14 protein-coding genes are annotated in these 15737 nt (G+C 70.7%); 13 read left to right on the top strand and 1 reads right to left on the bottom strand.

Annotated features, from left to right (window positions below; genetic code table 11):
* Window positions 1-3 precede the first annotated feature (3 nt).
* From ACN27B_RS29325 to ACN27B_RS29315, 3 genes are all read left to right on the top strand, one after another.
* A complete protein-coding gene (locus ACN27B_RS29325) occupies window positions 4-996 on the top strand; it encodes an aliphatic sulfonate ABC transporter substrate-binding protein (protein ID WP_422742480.1) in 993 nt (330 codons plus the stop codon).
* On the top strand, window positions 993-2552 hold the full coding sequence (locus tag ACN27B_RS29320) for a sulfatase-like hydrolase/transferase (protein WP_422742478.1): 1560 nt from the start codon (window positions 993-995) through the stop codon (window positions 2550-2552). The genes ACN27B_RS29325 and ACN27B_RS29320 overlap by 4 nt, the downstream gene beginning before the upstream one ends.
* A 74-nt stretch (window positions 2553-2626) precedes the next feature.
* A complete protein-coding gene (locus ACN27B_RS29315) occupies window positions 2627-3553 on the top strand; it encodes a formylglycine-generating enzyme family protein (RefSeq protein ID WP_422742476.1) in 927 nt (308 codons plus the stop codon).
* 220 nt (window positions 3554-3773) lie between these two features.
* Here ACN27B_RS29315 and ACN27B_RS29310 read toward each other — a convergent pair whose 3' ends face one another.
* The gene (locus tag ACN27B_RS29310) at window positions 3774-5009 is read right to left on the bottom strand and encodes a S8 family peptidase (protein ID WP_422742474.1); all 1236 of its coding nucleotides are present in this window, start codon (window positions 5007-5009) and stop codon (window positions 3774-3776) included.
* 356 nt (window positions 5010-5365) lie between these two features.
* Between ACN27B_RS29310 and ACN27B_RS29305 the strand changes: the two genes are divergently transcribed.
* From ACN27B_RS29305 to ACN27B_RS29260, 10 genes are all read left to right on the top strand, one after another.
* Window positions 5366-6370 (top strand): DUF1996 domain-containing protein, encoded by a 1005-nt coding sequence (locus tag ACN27B_RS29305; protein WP_422742472.1) that lies wholly within the window; start codon window positions 5366-5368, stop codon window positions 6368-6370.
* A 280-nt stretch (window positions 6371-6650) separates the two neighbouring features.
* A complete protein-coding gene (locus ACN27B_RS29300) occupies window positions 6651-7418 on the top strand; it encodes a CPBP family intramembrane glutamic endopeptidase (RefSeq protein WP_422742470.1) in 768 nt (255 codons plus the stop codon).
* A 293-nt stretch (window positions 7419-7711) separates the two neighbouring features.
* Complete coding sequence (locus tag ACN27B_RS29295; protein WP_422742468.1) at window positions 7712-8536, top strand: hypothetical protein; 825 nt, start codon at window positions 7712-7714, stop codon at window positions 8534-8536.
* A 233-nt stretch (window positions 8537-8769) separates the two neighbouring features.
* Complete coding sequence (locus ACN27B_RS29290) at window positions 8770-10092, top strand: ABC transporter substrate-binding protein (protein ID WP_099160209.1); 1323 nt, start codon at window positions 8770-8772, stop codon at window positions 10090-10092.
* A gap of 5 nt (window positions 10093-10097) precedes the next feature.
* Window positions 10098-11054, top strand: coding sequence for a carbohydrate ABC transporter permease (locus ACN27B_RS29285; protein ID WP_099160211.1), 957 nt, complete (start codon window positions 10098-10100; stop codon window positions 11052-11054).
* Between the two features lie 2 nt (window positions 11055-11056).
* Window positions 11057-11965 (top strand): carbohydrate ABC transporter permease, encoded by a 909-nt coding sequence (locus ACN27B_RS29280; RefSeq protein ID WP_422742465.1) that lies wholly within the window; start codon window positions 11057-11059, stop codon window positions 11963-11965.
* A gap of 2 nt (window positions 11966-11967) precedes the next feature.
* Window positions 11968-12372, top strand: coding sequence for a VOC family protein (locus ACN27B_RS29275; RefSeq protein WP_422742463.1), 405 nt, complete (start codon window positions 11968-11970; stop codon window positions 12370-12372).
* Window positions 12369-13811, top strand: coding sequence for a four-carbon acid sugar kinase family protein (locus tag ACN27B_RS29270; RefSeq protein ID WP_422742461.1), 1443 nt, complete (start codon window positions 12369-12371; stop codon window positions 13809-13811). Before ACN27B_RS29275 ends, ACN27B_RS29270 begins: the two co-directional genes overlap by 4 nt.
* Window positions 13804-14643 (top strand): amidohydrolase family protein, encoded by an 840-nt coding sequence (locus tag ACN27B_RS29265; protein WP_422742459.1) that lies wholly within the window; start codon window positions 13804-13806, stop codon window positions 14641-14643. The genes ACN27B_RS29270 and ACN27B_RS29265 overlap by 8 nt, the downstream gene beginning before the upstream one ends.
* The gene (locus tag ACN27B_RS29260; RefSeq protein ID WP_422742457.1) at window positions 14640-15737 is read left to right on the top strand and encodes an isocitrate/isopropylmalate dehydrogenase family protein; all 1098 of its coding nucleotides are present in this window, start codon (window positions 14640-14642) and stop codon (window positions 15735-15737) included. The genes ACN27B_RS29265 and ACN27B_RS29260 overlap by 4 nt, the downstream gene beginning before the upstream one ends.

The following is a 15737-nucleotide window of genomic DNA, read 5'->3' as shown; positions in this document are numbered from 1 at the left end:
CCCATGAAGCTCACCAGGAGATCCCTCGGTATCGCCGCCGTGACAGCCGTCGCGCTCGCCGCGACCGGGTGCTCGGGCGCCCGCGACGACGCGGACGGCACGACGAGCGTCCGGTTCGGCTACATCGGTGACTACAACGGCGCCAGCCTGCTCGCGGTCGCCGAGCAGGAAGGGATCTGGAAGAAGCACGGCCTCACGGTCGAGACGCCCGTGTTCACCAACGGGCCGCTGCAGATCCAGGCCCTCGGCGCCGGCGACCTGGACTTCGGCTACATCGGCCCCGGCGCGATGTGGCTGCCCGCCTCCGGCAAGGCCAAGGTCGTCGCGATCAACACCCTCGGCAACGCCGACCGGGTCATCGCCCAGCCCGGGATCACCTCCATCGAGGCGCTGCGCGGCAAGAAGGTCGGCGTGCCCGAAGGCACCTCCGGCGACATGATCCTCACGCTCGCGCTGAAGAAGGCCGGCATGACGAAGAAGGACGTCGAGGTCGTCCCGATGGACCCGTCGACCATCGTGTCGGCGTTCGTCTCGAAGAAGATCGACGCGGCCGGATTCTGGTACCCCGCCACCGCCACCATCAAGCAACAGGTCCCCGACCTGGTGGAACTCGCCAAGAACGCCGATTTCGCCGAGACGGTCGCCTTTCCCACCGCCTTCGTGGCCGGCAACGACGTGGTGGACAAGGAGCGCGGCAAGACCGAGAAGGTGATCGCCGCGCTGCGCGACGCGATCGAGTTCCGTAGCAAGAACCCCGACAAGACGATCGAGTACACCGCCAAGATGCTCAAGATCGACGTGGCGAAGGTGAAGGCGGACGCCGCCAACTCCCAGGTGCTGACCCTGGAGGAGTTGGACCGCAACACCGCCGACGGCACCGTCGCCAAGTGGCTGACCGGCATGAACGAATACTTCGTCCAAGCCGGTAAGCTGACCGCACCGGTCGATCCCGGCACGTACTACACCGGCGATCTCTTCACGGCGGCCAGCAAGTGACCGACCCGCGCAACATCCTCTTCCTGATGACCGACCAGCACCGGGTCGACACGCTCGGCGCGTACGGTAACCGGCTCGCTGCCACGCCGGCCCTCGACGCGTTGGCCCGTTCCGGTACCCGCTTCGACCGCTGGTACACCCCGACGGCCATCTGCACTCCCGCCCGGGCCAGCCTGCTCACCGGTCAGGCACCCTTCCGGCACCGGCTGCTGGCGAACCACGAACGCAACGTCGGCTACATCGAGGACCTGCCCGAAGGGCAGTTCACCTTCTCGCGGGCGCTGCGCGAGCAGGGGTACAACTGCGGGCTCATCGGCAAGTGGCACGTCGGGCACCACAGGCGCGCCGCCGACTTCGGGTTCGACGGCCCGGACCTGCCCGGCTGGCACAACCCGGTCGAGCACGAGGACTACGTCGCCTACCTCGACAAGCACGACCTGCCGCCGTACGAGATCAGCGATCGGATCCGGGGCGTGCTGCCCAACGGCGGGCCGGGCAACCTGCTCGCCGCGCGCCTGCACCAACCCGTCGAGGCGACGTTCGAGTACTACCTCGCCACCCGGGCGATCGAGATGCTGGAGAGCTACGCCCCAGACGTCCGGGAAAGCGGGAAGCCGTTCTTCCTGCAGCTCAACTTCTTCGGCCCGCACCTGCCGTACATCATTCCCGACGCCTACTTCGACATGGTCGACCCGGAGCTGGTCGAGCTGCCGAAGTCGATCGCGGAGACGTTCCACGGCAAGCCGCCGGTGCAGCGCAACTACAGCGCCCACTGGACGTTCGACACCATGCCCATCGAGGTGACCCGGAAACTGATCGCGGTCTACTGGGGGTACGTGGCGTTGATCGACGAGCAGATCGGGCGGGTGATGGCAGCCATGGACCGGCTCGGCCTCACCGACGACACGGCCGTCTTCTTCACCTGCGACCACGGCGAGTTCACCGGCGCCCACCGGCTGCACGACAAGGGCCCGGCGATGTACGAGGACATCTACCGGACCCCGGGGCTGCTGCGGGTCCCGGGGCAGCCCGCGGGCGTCGTGCGCGACGAGTTCGTCAGCCTGCTGGACTGCACGGCGACCATCCTCGAACTCGCCGGCGTCGACCCGTCGCCCGCCGTCGACTCGCGCAGCCTGCTCCCGCTCACCAACGGCGGCGCTCAGGTGCAGTGGGAGCAGGACATCGTCTGCGAGTTCCACGGGCACCACTTCCCCTACCCCCAGCGGATGCTGCGGGAGGACCGGTACAAGCTCGTGGTCAACCCGGATTCGACCAACGAGCTGTACGACCTCACCGCCGACCCCGACGAGCTGACCAACATCTACGGCCATCCCGAGATGGCCCCGGTCCGCAGCCGGATGATGCGTCGCCTCTACGAGGTGCTGCGCGACCGTGGCGACAACTTCTACCACTGGATGACCTCGATGTACGACGTCGGCGACGTCGTCTACGACCCCACGCTGAGCGGGCTGGACGAGGCCACCTACGCAGGGACGGTCACGGCGGGTGAGGTCGCCGAGGGCCGACCGGAGGGTCAGCGGGGGGCACTGGCATGACCGACGGCCCTCGACGCCCGGAGGTCGGGCCGTCCGCCGGACGTTGCTGCTCCCCGCAGCGACAGCAGTCGAGGGTGACGTCCCCGCAGCAGACGTTCCAGGGACCCACCCTGCCGGGGCCGGCCGCGACCGGTCCCGGCGGGCACACGGTCACCCAGGTCGCCCTTCCCGGTGGCGAGTTCCTGATGGGCGATGCCCGGGGCGACGGCAACCCGGGCGACGGCGAGGGACCCGTGCACCGGGTACGCGTCGGCCCCTTCACCATCGACGCCACCGCGGTGACGAACGCGGACTTCGCCCGATTCGTCGACGCCACCGGATACCGGACCGAGTCGGAGATCTTCGGTTTCAGCGCGGTCTTCCACCTCGCGGTGGCGGCCCGGCCCGAGGACATTCTCGGCCGGGCGGCGGGCACCCCCTGGTGGCTCGCCGTACGTGGGGCCGACTGGCGTCGGCCCACCGGTCCCTCCGGCGCCTGCGACGGACTCGACGATCATCCGGTGGTCCACGTGAGCTGGAACGACGCGGTCGCCTACTGCGAGTGGGCCGGCCGCCGCCTGCCCACCGAGGCCGAGTGGGAGTACGCCTCCCGCGGCGGGCTCTGCGGAGCCCGCTATCCGTGGGGAGACGAACTGCTCGACCCCGGCGGCCAGTGGCGGACGAACATCTGGCAGGGACGGTTCCCCACCGACAACGACCTCGACGACGGCTACCTGACGACGGCACCGGTGCGCTCCTTCACCCCCAACGCCTTCGGCCTCTGGCAGACCGTCGGCAACGTCTGGGAATGGTGTGCCGACTGGTACGCGCCCGACTACTACGCGCGCTCGGTGTCGATCGACCCGCAAGGACCGGAGGGCGGCTTCAGCCGGGTGCTGCGAGGCGGCTCGTACCTGTGTCACGACTCGTACTGCAACCGGTACCGCAACTCCGCGCGCTCGTCCAACACGCCCGATTCGTCGATGGGCAACGCCGGGTTCCGCACCGTGGGTCGGGAGTAGGGCGTGACGACGGCCGGCTCGGCCGGGTGTCGGCGTGGACGAGACCGCCGATGACGAGCCGGTCCAACGCTCCGGGCCGGTGGTGGTGGTCGGAACGTCGCCGGTCTGGTCCGCCCCGGTCCGGCGGGCCGGTCCCGCCCGGCGAGATCGTCGACGACGCGGTGCGCCGGCCCTCGGCTGAGGGACCTGGGGGCCGGCGCACGTCACTGCCCGCGACGGATCACAGCGTCGGCGGCGCGTGGAGGACCCGGTTGGGCGAGCCGGGGCCCGGGTCGGTGATGGTGCCGGCCGTGGCGTTGGTCGTCAGGTAGGAGTGCACCTGGGCGGGGGTCCAGGTGGGATGCGCGCTGAGCACGCGGGCGGCGGTGCCGGCGACGTGCGGCGCGGCCTGTGAGGTGCCGACCAGGATCCGGGTCCAGGTGTCGCCGCCGGCGTACGCCGACTTGACGGCGACACCCGGGGCGAAGATGTCCAGGCACGGACCGATGTTGGAGAACCAGGTACGGCTGTCGTTCTGCCAGGTCGCGCCGACGGTGATCGCCTCCGGCGTGGAGGCGGGCGAGACCTGGCAGGCGTCGGTGCCGGAGTTGCCGGCCGCGATCGCGTAGCTCACGCCGTCGGCGATCGACCTGGTCACGGCGTCGTTCTGGGCGTCGCTGCGGGCTCCGCCGAGGCTCATGTTCGCCACGGCCGGCGCACCGGCCCGGTGGTCGGCCGTGACCCAGTCGATGCCCGCGACGACCTGGTCGACGGTGGCCCGACCACGGCAGTCGAGGACGCGTACGCTCACCAGCCGCACCTTCTTGGCCACGCCGTAGGTCTTCCCGCCGACGGTGCCGGCGACGTGCGTGCCGTGGCCCTCGCAGTCGTCCGCCGGCAGGGACCCGTCGACGGCGTCGAAGCCGTCGACCGCCCGGCCCTCGAACTCCACGTGGGTCTTCAGGATCCCGGTGTCGATGATGTACGCGGTGACGCCCTCGCCGGCGCTGGTGTACTCGTAGCGGGTGTCCAGCGGCGTGGCGGGCCGCTGGTCGATCCGGTCGAGGTTCCACGGCGGGTCGGTCTGCACGTCGAACGCCGTGACGTAGTGGTTCTGCTCGACGTACGCGACCGTCGGGTCCGCCGCCAGGCGCCGGGCGACCCGCTCCGGCAGCCGGGCCTCGAAGCCGTGGAGCGCGCTGCCGTAGACGTGTCCGACCACGGCTCCGTACCGGGATGCCAGGCTGGTGGCCGCGCGGCTGGTCGCCGTGTGGCGGGCGTCGGCGCGGTCCCCGGCCGGGGCGCCCTTGAGCACCACGAGGTAGCTGTCCGGTACGGCGGTCGCGCCGCCGGCGTGCCGGATCTGGCCGCCGGCCGGTCCGGCGCTCGCCGGCGCGGCGGCGGTGACGGTGGTGACGGCGACGGCGAGCAGGCCGACGGCGGCTGCCCTCAGCCGCCGGGAACGGGGTGGTCTCATCTGCTGGTCCTCCCTGTGGTGGTGGCCCTCCGACCGGTCATGGCCCGGGGAGGGCAGTGGGGAGGAGGGTTCCATTACTATTTATATTCATCAATGTACTGGTGGAATGTTCGGCGGTGGAGATACTGCGGAAGCCGCTGATGAAGGTCGATTGAGCAGCGCATTTATCGGGCATGCGAAGAGCCGCGGGCCGGTGAAACGTTTCAACCGAGGCGCATCCCCGGTCGCAGGGGAGTGCGGACGGTTCCTGTGCGGACCGACGTGAAACCGCGGCAGGCACAGCGGGGTGTCCATGCGTGTCCAGGCCCGCCGCAGATGTGCCGGCAGCGGGCAGACCGACCAGCCATGGAGCAACCGTGTCGCAGCTCAGACGTCGTCGTATCGTCCTGTCCCTGGTCGCCGCCCTGGGGCTCACCGGCTCCTGGGTGGTGGCCACCAACACCGGTTTCGCCGCCGAGAACGACCGCCCCACGCAGCGGGCCGAGGTGGCCGAGGGCAGCTTCGTCACCCGGTGCGGGTTGAGCCACCGCGCCGCCGACGATCCCATCGTCGCCTTCGGTCGGCCGGGCGCATCCCATCTGCACGACTTCATCGGCAACCGGGGCGTCACCGCGAGTTCGACGTACGAGCAGCTCACGCGGAACCCGCGGACGACCTGCGACGGCGTGGGCCACACCGGCTCCTACTGGTTCCCGAGCGTGCTGGTGAACGGGGTGCCCACCGAGGCGTCGCGGATCAACGTCTACTACCGGTCCCGGCGGAGCGACCCGCGGACGATCACGCCTTTCCCGCAGAACCTGCGGATGATCGCCGGTGACGCCCGTGCCACCCGTGAGCAGCCGGGCGACGTGGCCAACTGGGACTGCGTCCGCGGTGGTGACCGCCGTAGCGTCAGCAGTCCCACCTGCGCCGGCAATGACGAGTTCCTCAAGTTCCGGATCGAGTTCCCGGGATGCTGGGACGGTGTTCGGCTCGACAGCCCGGATCACAAGAGTCACATGGCCTACGCGGACCGCGGTGAATGCCCGCGCAGTCATCCGGTGGCGGTTCCCGGAATCACACTCTCGGTGAACTTCGAGTACGGCAGGGACATCCGGCGGTCGGACCGGATCAGCCTATCCAGTGGCGGCGTCTTCTCCGGCCACGCGGACTTCATCAACACCTGGGACGAGGCGACCCTGGGCCGGCTGGTCGCCGGCTGTCTCAACGCCGCGAAGTCCTGCGAAAAGGGGGAGGAGCCGAACGTGCGACCCGCCGACACCCCCACCGCCTCCGACACCACCATCCACACGACCCGCTCCGCGGCGCACGTCGGGTCCGCCGCACCAGGGCCGGGTGCGCACGCCGGGCACGGCGGCTGATCGATCAAGCGTCGCGGTGCTGACCGCCCGGAGGTGCCACACGCGGGTGGGTGTCTGACGCCCGGATGACCTGGGGCACCCGCCAGGCGGGTCTTGTGATGTGGAACGAGGGTCCGCTCCAGGGCGCCATCGCGCGATCATGGTCGGGGTGTCCGCGCCGGCGGGCGCGGGCACCCTCACCGGAGGGGCGCCGCCCACTTTCCGGCCCGGTCTCTGAGCGAGTCGCGCGGGCGCACCCGCGCGAACCCGTTGCCGGATGTGGTCAGTGAAGGAGCGGTCTGTGTCACCGAAGGTGCGCGCCGTGATGGACGCGCTGGCGATTCAGCTCGGACGGTTCGCGGTCATCGTCGCCGGGCTGGCGGTCGCGGAGCCCTTGGGCATTCACGGCTTCCGGGTGGGCCTGTTCGTCAACGTGCTCTGCGTCGGCTACGCCGTGGCGGTGGTGACCTGGCTGCGGCTCTGGGGCGAGGTGGGCCTGCTCGTCCGATGGCGGTCGTGGCCGGCGCTGCTGTGGCTGTTGCCGTTCCTCGTCGAGGCGATGTCCTGGCTGTGGCCCGACGGCCCGCACGACCAGGCCCCGGGTGTCGGCTGGTGGACGCTGACGCTGTTGCTGGTCGGGGTGAACGAGGAGCTGACCGGTCGAGGCGCCGTCCTCCTGCGGCTCCTGCGGGATCTCGGCCCGGTGGCGGCCGTCGTCTGGTGCGGTGTGCTGTTCGGAGCCCAGCATCTGTCGGCGCTGGTCACCTCGAACGCGTCGCTGCTGGACGTGCTGACGAACGTGGGCCTGACCACGGCCTACGGGCTTGCCCTGGCCGCGTACCAGGCGCGGTTCCGCTGGTTGTGGCCGCTGATCCTGGTACATGCCGGCAGTGACCTGGCCGGCGAGCTGACGCCCGGGTCGCCGGGGGACGCGGTGGTGCTGCCGGCCGCCGCGCTGATGCTGGCGACGGCCGTGGCCCTACTGGTCGGCCGGCGGTCGTCGGTGAGCCGGACCGGACCCGGAGTCACCCCGCCGCCGCAGGCGCGCCCGTCCGCCTCGGCCGTGTGACGAGCCGTCTGGCGAGTGCGTTCGGGCCGCCAGCACCGGGGTGGCCGGGTCGGAGTTCCGGGCGGGCTGGCCGGAACAGGTAGCGCCGCTTCCGGCGGGTGGTCGCCGCCCAAAGATGTCTGGTCGAGGTGAAACCCGAGCCGCGCTTGCGGAGTGTGAGGAGACGGTCGACCAGGCCGTCCACTTCGGTCGCCCAGAGTTACGGCAGTGTTGCCAGAAAGTTGCCATTGACGCACTCCGTGTTCACTGTATACAACGTATCCGCAAGGTTCGCGTCGATGAACGGAGGTCGGATGGACAGGACGTTCAGCAAGAGGTGGCAGCTCGGCACGGCGGCACTGGCGGCGTTCACGCTGCTCGGTCCCGGCGCGGTGGCCGCCCACGCGGCCGCACCCGCGCTCAACTACCCGTGTGAGCGGATCGCGGTCAGCTCCGACGGCAACTACCACGACCGCGACGACATCGGCGCCTCCGCGATGGCGCTCGCGCTGCTCGCGGAGAAGGGCCAGCAGTCCCGCCTGGTGCACTGGGACTACAACTCGCACCTGGGCAGCTCGACCGCGAGCTGGGAGCGGGACATGGTCACCGCGACCGAGGGCACCGCGAGCCGGTTCGGCTACGACACGGGCGTCATCTTCCGCAACAGCCAGGCCGACCTCGGCCGGGCGGTCACCCACCTGAAGAACAAGATCGATGCCTCGACGGCCAGCAGCCGGCTCTGCCTGATCGGCGCCGGGCCGATGGGTGTCGTACACCGGGCGCTGGACGCCTCTAACCCTGCGGTCCACCCGCACGTCACGCTGATCTCCCACTCCGACTGGAACAACAACCACGACGACGACGACAACATCTGGAACCTCGCGGACATCCGCCGCGACTTCCCCCAGGTGCGGTACACCCGCATCCCGGACCAGAACGCCGGCCTGGGTACGAACGGCGGCGAGGCCAGGTGGTCCTGGATGGCCAACTCGGCAGACCCGGGTCTGCGCTACGTGCACGACGTGGTCAACAACGTGATGAACAAGAACGGCGATGTCTCCGACGCCGGAATGATGTACTACCTGATCACCGGTGACGACTCCGGCAACGCGACCAAGCTGCGCAACTTCCTGCAGTGAGGGTGGACGGGGTGGCGCCCGCTGGCGACACCCGCGGTCACGCCGCCCCGCCCACCGCCCGGGCAGTGCCGCGGGCTGCTCCCGAGCCACCGGGCTGACTGACAGTGGCGCCCTCGTCCGTCACCGCCCGACAGTCGGCCCCGACGACGGCTCTCCCCGAGACATCGGAACGGGCCGACGCGATCGACCTCCGCACCCCCACCACACCTTCTCGCCCCCTCTTTGGAGGAGCCATGGCACACCTGAGCCGCACCGGCCTGACCCGCCGCCACGCGCTGAGCCTCGGCCTCGGCGCCGGCCTCACCGTCGCCCTCGCCGCCTGTGGCGAGGACGGCACCTCGACCGCCGGCGGGACGTCGCTCGGCGGGGCCAGCCTCACCGGACTGATGCGCGCCAGCTTCATCCCGGCCATCCACGAACTGCAGCAGAAGCAGGCCACCGCCTGGGCGGACTCCCACGACGGGGCCGTCGAGCTGACCTTCGCCAAGGAATGGCGGGAGCAGATCGCCGCGGTCGTCGAGTCCCGCGCCGGCGAGGACCTCGGTGAGCTCTTCGCCAACCAGGCGCACATCTACGCGGATCGCCTGGTCGACCTCACCGACCTGTGCGAATCCATCGGTGAACGCAACGGCGGCTGGTACGACGTCGCCCGGGACGCCTGCGTCGTCGACGGCCGGTGGCGGGCCGTTCCGCGCGCCTACACCGCGCACGTGATGAACTGGCGCACCGACCTGTTCGCGCAGGTGGGGATCACCGAGTTTCCGAAGACCTGGACCGGTCTCGTCGAGGCCGCGACCCGGCTGCGGGACGCGAAGCTTCCCCGGGTCGCACTCACCATGAGTCAGGCGGGGCCGAACGACTCGGCCAGCGTCGCCTACTCCCTGCTGTGGTCCTACGGGGCCGCCGAGGTGGAGAAGGACGGCAAGACCGTCGCCATCAACAGCGCCGAGACGCGCGCCGCCATCAAGGTGATGCAGGACCTGGCCGCCGCGAGCGCCCCGGAGATCTCCTCCTACGACGAGGGCGGCAACAACACCAGCTTCCTCGCCGGCAAGATCGCGGTGACCCAGAACGCCACCAGCATCTGGTACACCGCGCAGAAGCAGGCTCCGGACGTCGCGAAGAACATGAGCCACGCGCGCTACCCCGAGGGCCCCGCCGGTCACCAACAGCTCGTCGAGATGAACTCGCTGGCGATCTTCTCGCACAGCAAGCGGATCGAACCGGCCAAGGACCTCTTCGGCCACCTGATGGACAAGGCGCAGCTCGGCAAGCTGGCCGAGATCGCGCTCACCTACTACACCCCGTTGCTGAAGGGCTACGACGACCTGCCCACCATGCCGTGGAACTCCGAGGCCAAGCTCAAGGGACTCAAGGGTCTGGCCGCCGGGGGACACATGCCGGGCTGGCCGGGGCCGGCCTCCCGGCAGTCGGCCCAGGCGTACAACAACCAGACGATCGTCAACATGTTCGCCCGGGTGATCAGCGGCAAGGCCAGCGCGGAGGAATCCATCCGGGTCGCCGAGGGTGAGCTCAAGAAGGTGTACGGGGGCTGACGTCGATGACCGTACGCACAGTGGACCGGGCCGCGGGGCCGCGACACCCGGCCCGGCCGGGCCCTCCGGCCGCCCGTGAGCGGTGGTCCTTCCTGGACCGCGAGACCCCGCTGGGCTACCTGCTCGTCCTGCCGATGGCGGTGGTGGTCCTCGGGCTGGTGGGCTATCCGCTGGTGCTCACCGTGTGGTTCAGCCTGACGGACAAGTCACTCGGCAGCGATTCGGTCTCCTTCGTCGGGCTGACCAACTACCTGGAGCTGCTCGACGACCCGGTCTTCGCCCGGACCATGTGGAACACGTTCAACTACACCGTCACCGCCGTGCTCGCGAAGCTGGTGTTGGGCCTGGTGATGGCGCTGGCGCTCAACGAGGTCCGTCGGTTCCGCCGGTTCTTCCGGGCCGCGTTCCTGCTGCCCTGGGTCGTGCCCTCGTCGTTGAGCGTGCTGGCCTGGATGTGGATGTTCCAGGCGGACTTCAGCGTGCTGACCTACCTCGGCCGGCAGGCCGGGCTGGTGGACGGCAACATCCCGTGGTTGGGCGAGGCGGGCTGGGCGATGGCCGCCGTGCAGACGGTCAACATCTGGCGTGGCGCCCCGTTCTTCGGGATCATCATCCTCGCCGGGCTGGCCACCGTACCCAAGGAACTCGTCGAGGCGGCCGTCGTCGACGGCGCGAGCGCGTGGCAGCGGTTACGCTACGTCATCCTTCCGCACCTGACCCCGATCCTGGTGGTGGTCACCCTCTTCTCGTTCGTGCAGACGCTCGGCGACTTCCAGATCGTCTGGATCCTCACGAACGGCGGCCCGGTCAACAGCACCCACCTGATCAGCACGCTGGCGTTCCGCACCGGCATCCGGGGCGCGGACATCGCCTCCGGTTCGGCGATCTCGTTCTTCGTGTTCCCCGCGCTCGCCGCGATCATCGCGCTGCAACTGACCGTGATGCGACGAAAGGCGAAATGACCATGACCACCGTGTCCGGCCGGGCCGCCCGGCCACCCCTGCCCGCGCCTCCGCCGCGTACCGGACGGGTTCTGCGCCGCCTGAAACTGGGCCGCCGACTGCTGATCACCGTCACGATGACGTTGTTCACCGTCTTCACGCTGTTCCCGTTCGTCTGGATGGCGCTGACCTCGCTGCGCACCGGATCGGACCTCTACCGGGTCGCCGACCGGCCGTTCTCGGTCAGTGGGCTCACCCTGGAACACTTCCGGGAGCTGCTCACCGAGACGAAGTTCCTCACCTGGACGCTGAACAGCCTGATCGTGGCGCTGTCGGCCTCGGCGATCGCCCTGGTCATCGGGGTGCCGGCGGCGTACAGCCTGGGTCGGTTGCGGTACCGCGGCGGCGCCGTGGTGGGCGTGATCGTCTTCTCCACCTACCTCCTCCCGCCGGCGTTGCTGTTCATCCCGATGAACGTCGTGGTCAACCGGCTGCACCTGGGCAACACCCTCGGCGCGCTGATCCTGGTGTACCTGACCTTCCTGGTGCCCTTCATCGCCTGGATGCTCTCCAGCTACTTCCAGAGTCTGCCGGTCGAACTGGCGGAGGCCGCCCGGATCGACGGCGCCAGCCGGCTGCGGGCGATGATGGTGATCGACCTGCCGTTGGTGCTGCCGGGCGTGGTCTCGGTGTTCTTCTTCGCCTTCACCCTCTGCTGGCAGGAATACCTGTACGCGTTGACCTTCGTGCGCTCGACCGACAAGCAGCCCGTCGCGGTGGGCCTGGTCAACGCACTGCAGGTCGGCGACGTGTTCGCCTGGGGCCAACTGATGGGCGGTGCGCTGCTCGGCGCGCTGCCCGTGGTGATCATCTTTTCCTTCCTCATGGACTACTACCTGTCCGGCCTGACCGCGGGAGCGGTGAAGGGATGAGCATGCGCGAGCAGGTTCGCGGGCTCGACCACGTCGGGCTGGTGGTGCCCGACACGGAGCAGGCGCTGGCGCTGTGGCGGGACCGGTTGGGCTTCGCCGTCACGCACGCCGAGGTGGTCAACGACGACACGGTCCTGCTCACCCATCTCGACCTCGGCAACGTCCACCTGCAACTGGTGCAGCCGCTGGTCCGGCCGCACCCGCTGCACGAGTGGCTGGACCGGCACGGTGCCGGCCTGCACCACCTCTGCTTCGCGGTGGACTCGGTCGACGTGGCCTGGCACGGCGACGGCGTCGGCGTCCCGCCCGACCAGCCGGCGCCGCACCAGGGGATCCGCGGCCGGCGCTCGGTCTTCCTCGATCCGCGCTGCTCCGGCGGCGTCCAGGTGGAGCTGACCGGCTCATGAGTCACCTGTCGACCGCGCCGGACCTGGCCGGGCTGCCCGCCCCGTGGGCGGAGCCCCTCGTACCGCCACTGGCACAGCGCATCGCCGCCGAACGGCGCACGGTCGTCGTCCTCGACGACGACCCGACCGGCACGCAGACGGTGCACGGGGTGCCGGTGCTCACCCGATGGGACGCCGCCGCCATCGCCGGGGAACTCTCCTCCAGACCGCCGGCGTTGTTCCTGCTGACCAACTCGCGGTCGCTCGATCCGGCCCGCGCCGCGGAGATCAACACCAGGACCGGCCGGCAGATCCGTGCCGCGGCCGAAACGGTGCGGAGTCGGGTCGTCGTGGTCAGCCGGGGTGACTCGACCCTGCGCGGACACTTCCCGGACGAGACCATGGCCTTGGCGGACGGTCTCGGAGGCGGGTTCGACGGCGTCCTGCTGGTGCCCGCCTTCATCGAGGGCGGGCGGGTGACCGTCGACGGCCGGCACTGGGTGGCCGATGCCGACGGCTGGACGCCGGTGGGCCGGACGCCGTACGCCCGGGACGCCACGTTCGGGTTCGACTCGTCCGACCTGTCCGACTGGGTGGCTGAGCGCAGCGGCGGCCGGATCCCGCGGGAGGCCGTGCAGCTGCTGACGCTGCGGGAGTTGCGCACGGGTGGGCCGGCGGCCGTCTTCCGCCGGTTGTCCCGGCTGCGCGACGGCGCTGTGTGCGCCTGTGACGCGGCCGAGCAGGCCGACCTCGACGTGCTGGTCGCCGGGGTCCTGGCAGCCGAGGCGGCCGGGGCGCGACTGCTCTACCGCACGGCGGCGTCCTTCGTCCGGGTCCGGGCCGGGCTGCCGCCACGGCACCTGCTCACCGTCGGTGAGCTGGGTCTGCGGCGGCGCACCGGTGGGGGAGGTCTGGTGGTGGTGGGCTCCCACGTGCCCACCACCACCGCCCAGCTCGGCCGACTGCTCGCCGACCCCGCGGTGGCGGGCGTGCAGGTCGACGCGGCGCTGCTCGCCGGGTCCGACCGGCAGGCGGCCGCCGAGGTCGAGCGGGCGGCCGCGCTGGCCGAGGAGGCGATGGCGGAGGGCCGGACCGCGGTGGTGCACACCAGCCGGCGGGTGTTGACCGCGGCGACCGCGGCGCGGGCCCTCGCCCGCAGCGTACGGATCTCGACCGGGTTGGTACGGATCGTCGGCCGGATCCCGGCGCGGCCCGCCTTCGTGGTGGCCAAGGGCGGCATCACGTCCAGCGACGTCGCCGCGGACGGGCTGGGCATCAGCCGGGCCGAGGTGCTCGGGCAGGTGGTGCCGGGTGTGCCGGTGTGGCGGGCCGGCATGAACAGCCGGTTTCCCGGCCTCACCTACGTGGTCTTTCCCGGCAACGTCGGCGGTCCCGACGATCTGCTGGCGGTGGTGGCGAGGCTCGGTGGAGCCGATTGGCAGGAGGCGACACATGCGTGAGCCGTTGAATGGATACGACGTACACACGACCCGGCCGGCCAGCCGCCGGTCGCCGTTGGTCGACGTGCACGGCCACTTCGGTCGTTCAGCCGCCACCGGATACTCGGCGGGCGCGCCCGAGCTGATCGCGGCGATGGACCACCACGGCATCGACACCACGCTCGTCATGCCGCAGCCGTCGACCGACCGGGAGACCGCCGACGAGGTGCACGCCGAGATCGGGGAGGCGGTCGCTCGCCATCCCGGACGGCTGTACGGCATCGTCAACCTCGACCCGCGCCTGCCCGACGCGGAGTACCGGCGACGGGCCGCAACCCTGCTCGACCGGCCGGGGTTCGTCGCGGTGAAGATCCACACCGCGGGGTTCGCGGTGGCGCCCGACGACCCGGTCTGCGACAAGGCGTTCCGAATCGCCGCCGACTACGACGTACCGGTGATGGTGCACACCGGCCTGGGCGGGCCGCACACCCTGCCGCACCGGGTGGTCGACCCGGCCCGCCGGTACGCCGAGCGGCCGGTGGTGCTCTGCCACGCCGGATTCGGCGCGTTCTGTGCCGAGGCGATCGAGGTGGCGGTGACGCAGTCGAACGTCCACCTCGAGCCGTCCTGGTGCCCGGCCTTCAGCGTCCGGCAGATGGTGCGCCGGCTCGGCGCCCACCGGGTCATGTTCGGCAGCGACCACATCGACAACATCCCGGTGGAACTGGCGAAGTTCGACGCCGTCGGTCTGACCCCCGGGGAACGACGCCTCGTCTACGCCGGCACCGCCGCCAGCGTCTTCTCCCTCGACCCGTCCGCCCCCGCCACCCCCCGACCGGAGGTTTCCGCATGACCGACTACCGCATCGCCGTGCTGCCCGGAGACGGCATCGGTCCCGAGATCACCGCCGTCGCCACCGAGGTGCTGCAACGGCTCACCGCCGCGCACGGCGGGATCTCGCTCCATCTCGACACACACGACGCGGGCGCCACCCGCTGGCTGCGCGAGGGCACCGTGCTGACCGACGAGACGTACGACGCCTGCGTGCGGGCCGACGCCATCCTGATGGGCGCGATCGGTCTGCCCGAGGCGCGTCACCCGGACGGTCGGGAGGTCAACGGCGACGTCATCTTCCGGCTCCGCTTCGACCTGGACCTGTACGCCGGAATCAGGCCGGTCCGGTCCTGGCCGGGACTGACCAGCCCGCTGTCGGCCGCGCCGCCCGTCGACTACGTGGTGGTGCGGGAGAACGTGGAAGGCCTGTACGCCTCCCGGACCGGCGGATGCAACGTACGGGAGGAGGTCGCCACGGACACCATCGTGATCACCGCGACCGGTACCCGGAAGGTGACCGAACAGGCGTTCCGCCTGGCAGGCAAGCGCGCCGGCCGACCCCGCGACGGCCGCCGGACGGTCACCTGTGTGGACAAGGCGAACGTGCTCGCCTCGTACGCGTTCTTCCGGCGGGTCTTCGACCGGGTGGCCGAGGGCCACCCCGACATCGGCGCCGAGCACGTCTACGTCGACGCGATGACCGCGTACCAGGTGCAGCAGCCCGACATGTTCGACGTGGTGGTCGCCGAGAACATGTTCGGCGACATCATCTCCGACCTGGCGGCAGCCACGGTCGGTGGGCTGGGCCTGGCCGCCTCCGGCGACGTCGGTGACCGGCACGCGCTGTTCCAGCCCGCGCACGGCTCCGCGCCCACCATCGCCGGCAACGGCGTGGCCAATCCGATCGCCACCGTGCTGTCGGCGGCCATGATGCTCGACTGGCTGGCGGACCGGCACGCGGATCCGGCCGCGGCCGAGGTGGCCAGGTTGATCGAGGACGCCGTCGGCGACGTGCTCGCCGAAGGACGGGTCCGCACGCCGGACCTGGGTGGGACCGCGAGCACCGTCGAGGTCGGTGCGGCGATCGTCGCGGCGGCGGGGCGGAGGCGGTAA

It is taken from the genome of Micromonospora sp. WMMD754 (genome assembly GCF_049315235.1).
In the GTDB taxonomy this organism is placed as follows: domain Bacteria; phylum Actinomycetota; class Actinomycetes; order Mycobacteriales; family Micromonosporaceae; genus Micromonospora; species Micromonospora sediminicola.
This window is presented reverse-complemented; position numbering and strand designations above follow the sequence as displayed.

Bases quoted from the DNA above. Each gene is read 5' to 3' on its own strand.
- ACN27B_RS29325 (WP_422742480.1), top strand. From the start codon at position 4: ATGAAGCTCACCAGGAGATCCCTCGGTATCGCCGCCGTGACAGCCGTC.
- ACN27B_RS29310 (WP_422742474.1), bottom strand. From the start codon at position 5,009: ATGAGACCACCCCGTTCCCGGCGGCTGAGGGCAGCCGCCGTCGGCCTG.
- ACN27B_RS29295 (WP_422742468.1), top strand. From the start codon at position 7,712: ATGGACAGGACGTTCAGCAAGAGGTGGCAGCTCGGCACGGCGGCACTG.
- ACN27B_RS29290 (WP_099160209.1), top strand. From the start codon at position 8,770: ATGGCACACCTGAGCCGCACCGGCCTGACCCGCCGCCACGCGCTGAGC.
- ACN27B_RS29285 (WP_099160211.1), top strand. From the start codon at position 10,098: ATGACCGTACGCACAGTGGACCGGGCCGCGGGGCCGCGACACCCGGCC.
- ACN27B_RS29280 (WP_422742465.1), top strand. From the start codon at position 11,057: ATGACCACCGTGTCCGGCCGGGCCGCCCGGCCACCCCTGCCCGCGCCT.
- ACN27B_RS29275 (WP_422742463.1), top strand. From the start codon at position 11,968: ATGCGCGAGCAGGTTCGCGGGCTCGACCACGTCGGGCTGGTGGTGCCC.
- ACN27B_RS29270 (WP_422742461.1), top strand. From the start codon at position 12,369: ATGAGTCACCTGTCGACCGCGCCGGACCTGGCCGGGCTGCCCGCCCCG.
- ACN27B_RS29265 (WP_422742459.1), top strand. From the start codon at position 13,804: ATGCGTGAGCCGTTGAATGGATACGACGTACACACGACCCGGCCGGCC.
- ACN27B_RS29260 (WP_422742457.1), top strand. From the start codon at position 14,640: ATGACCGACTACCGCATCGCCGTGCTGCCCGGAGACGGCATCGGTCCC.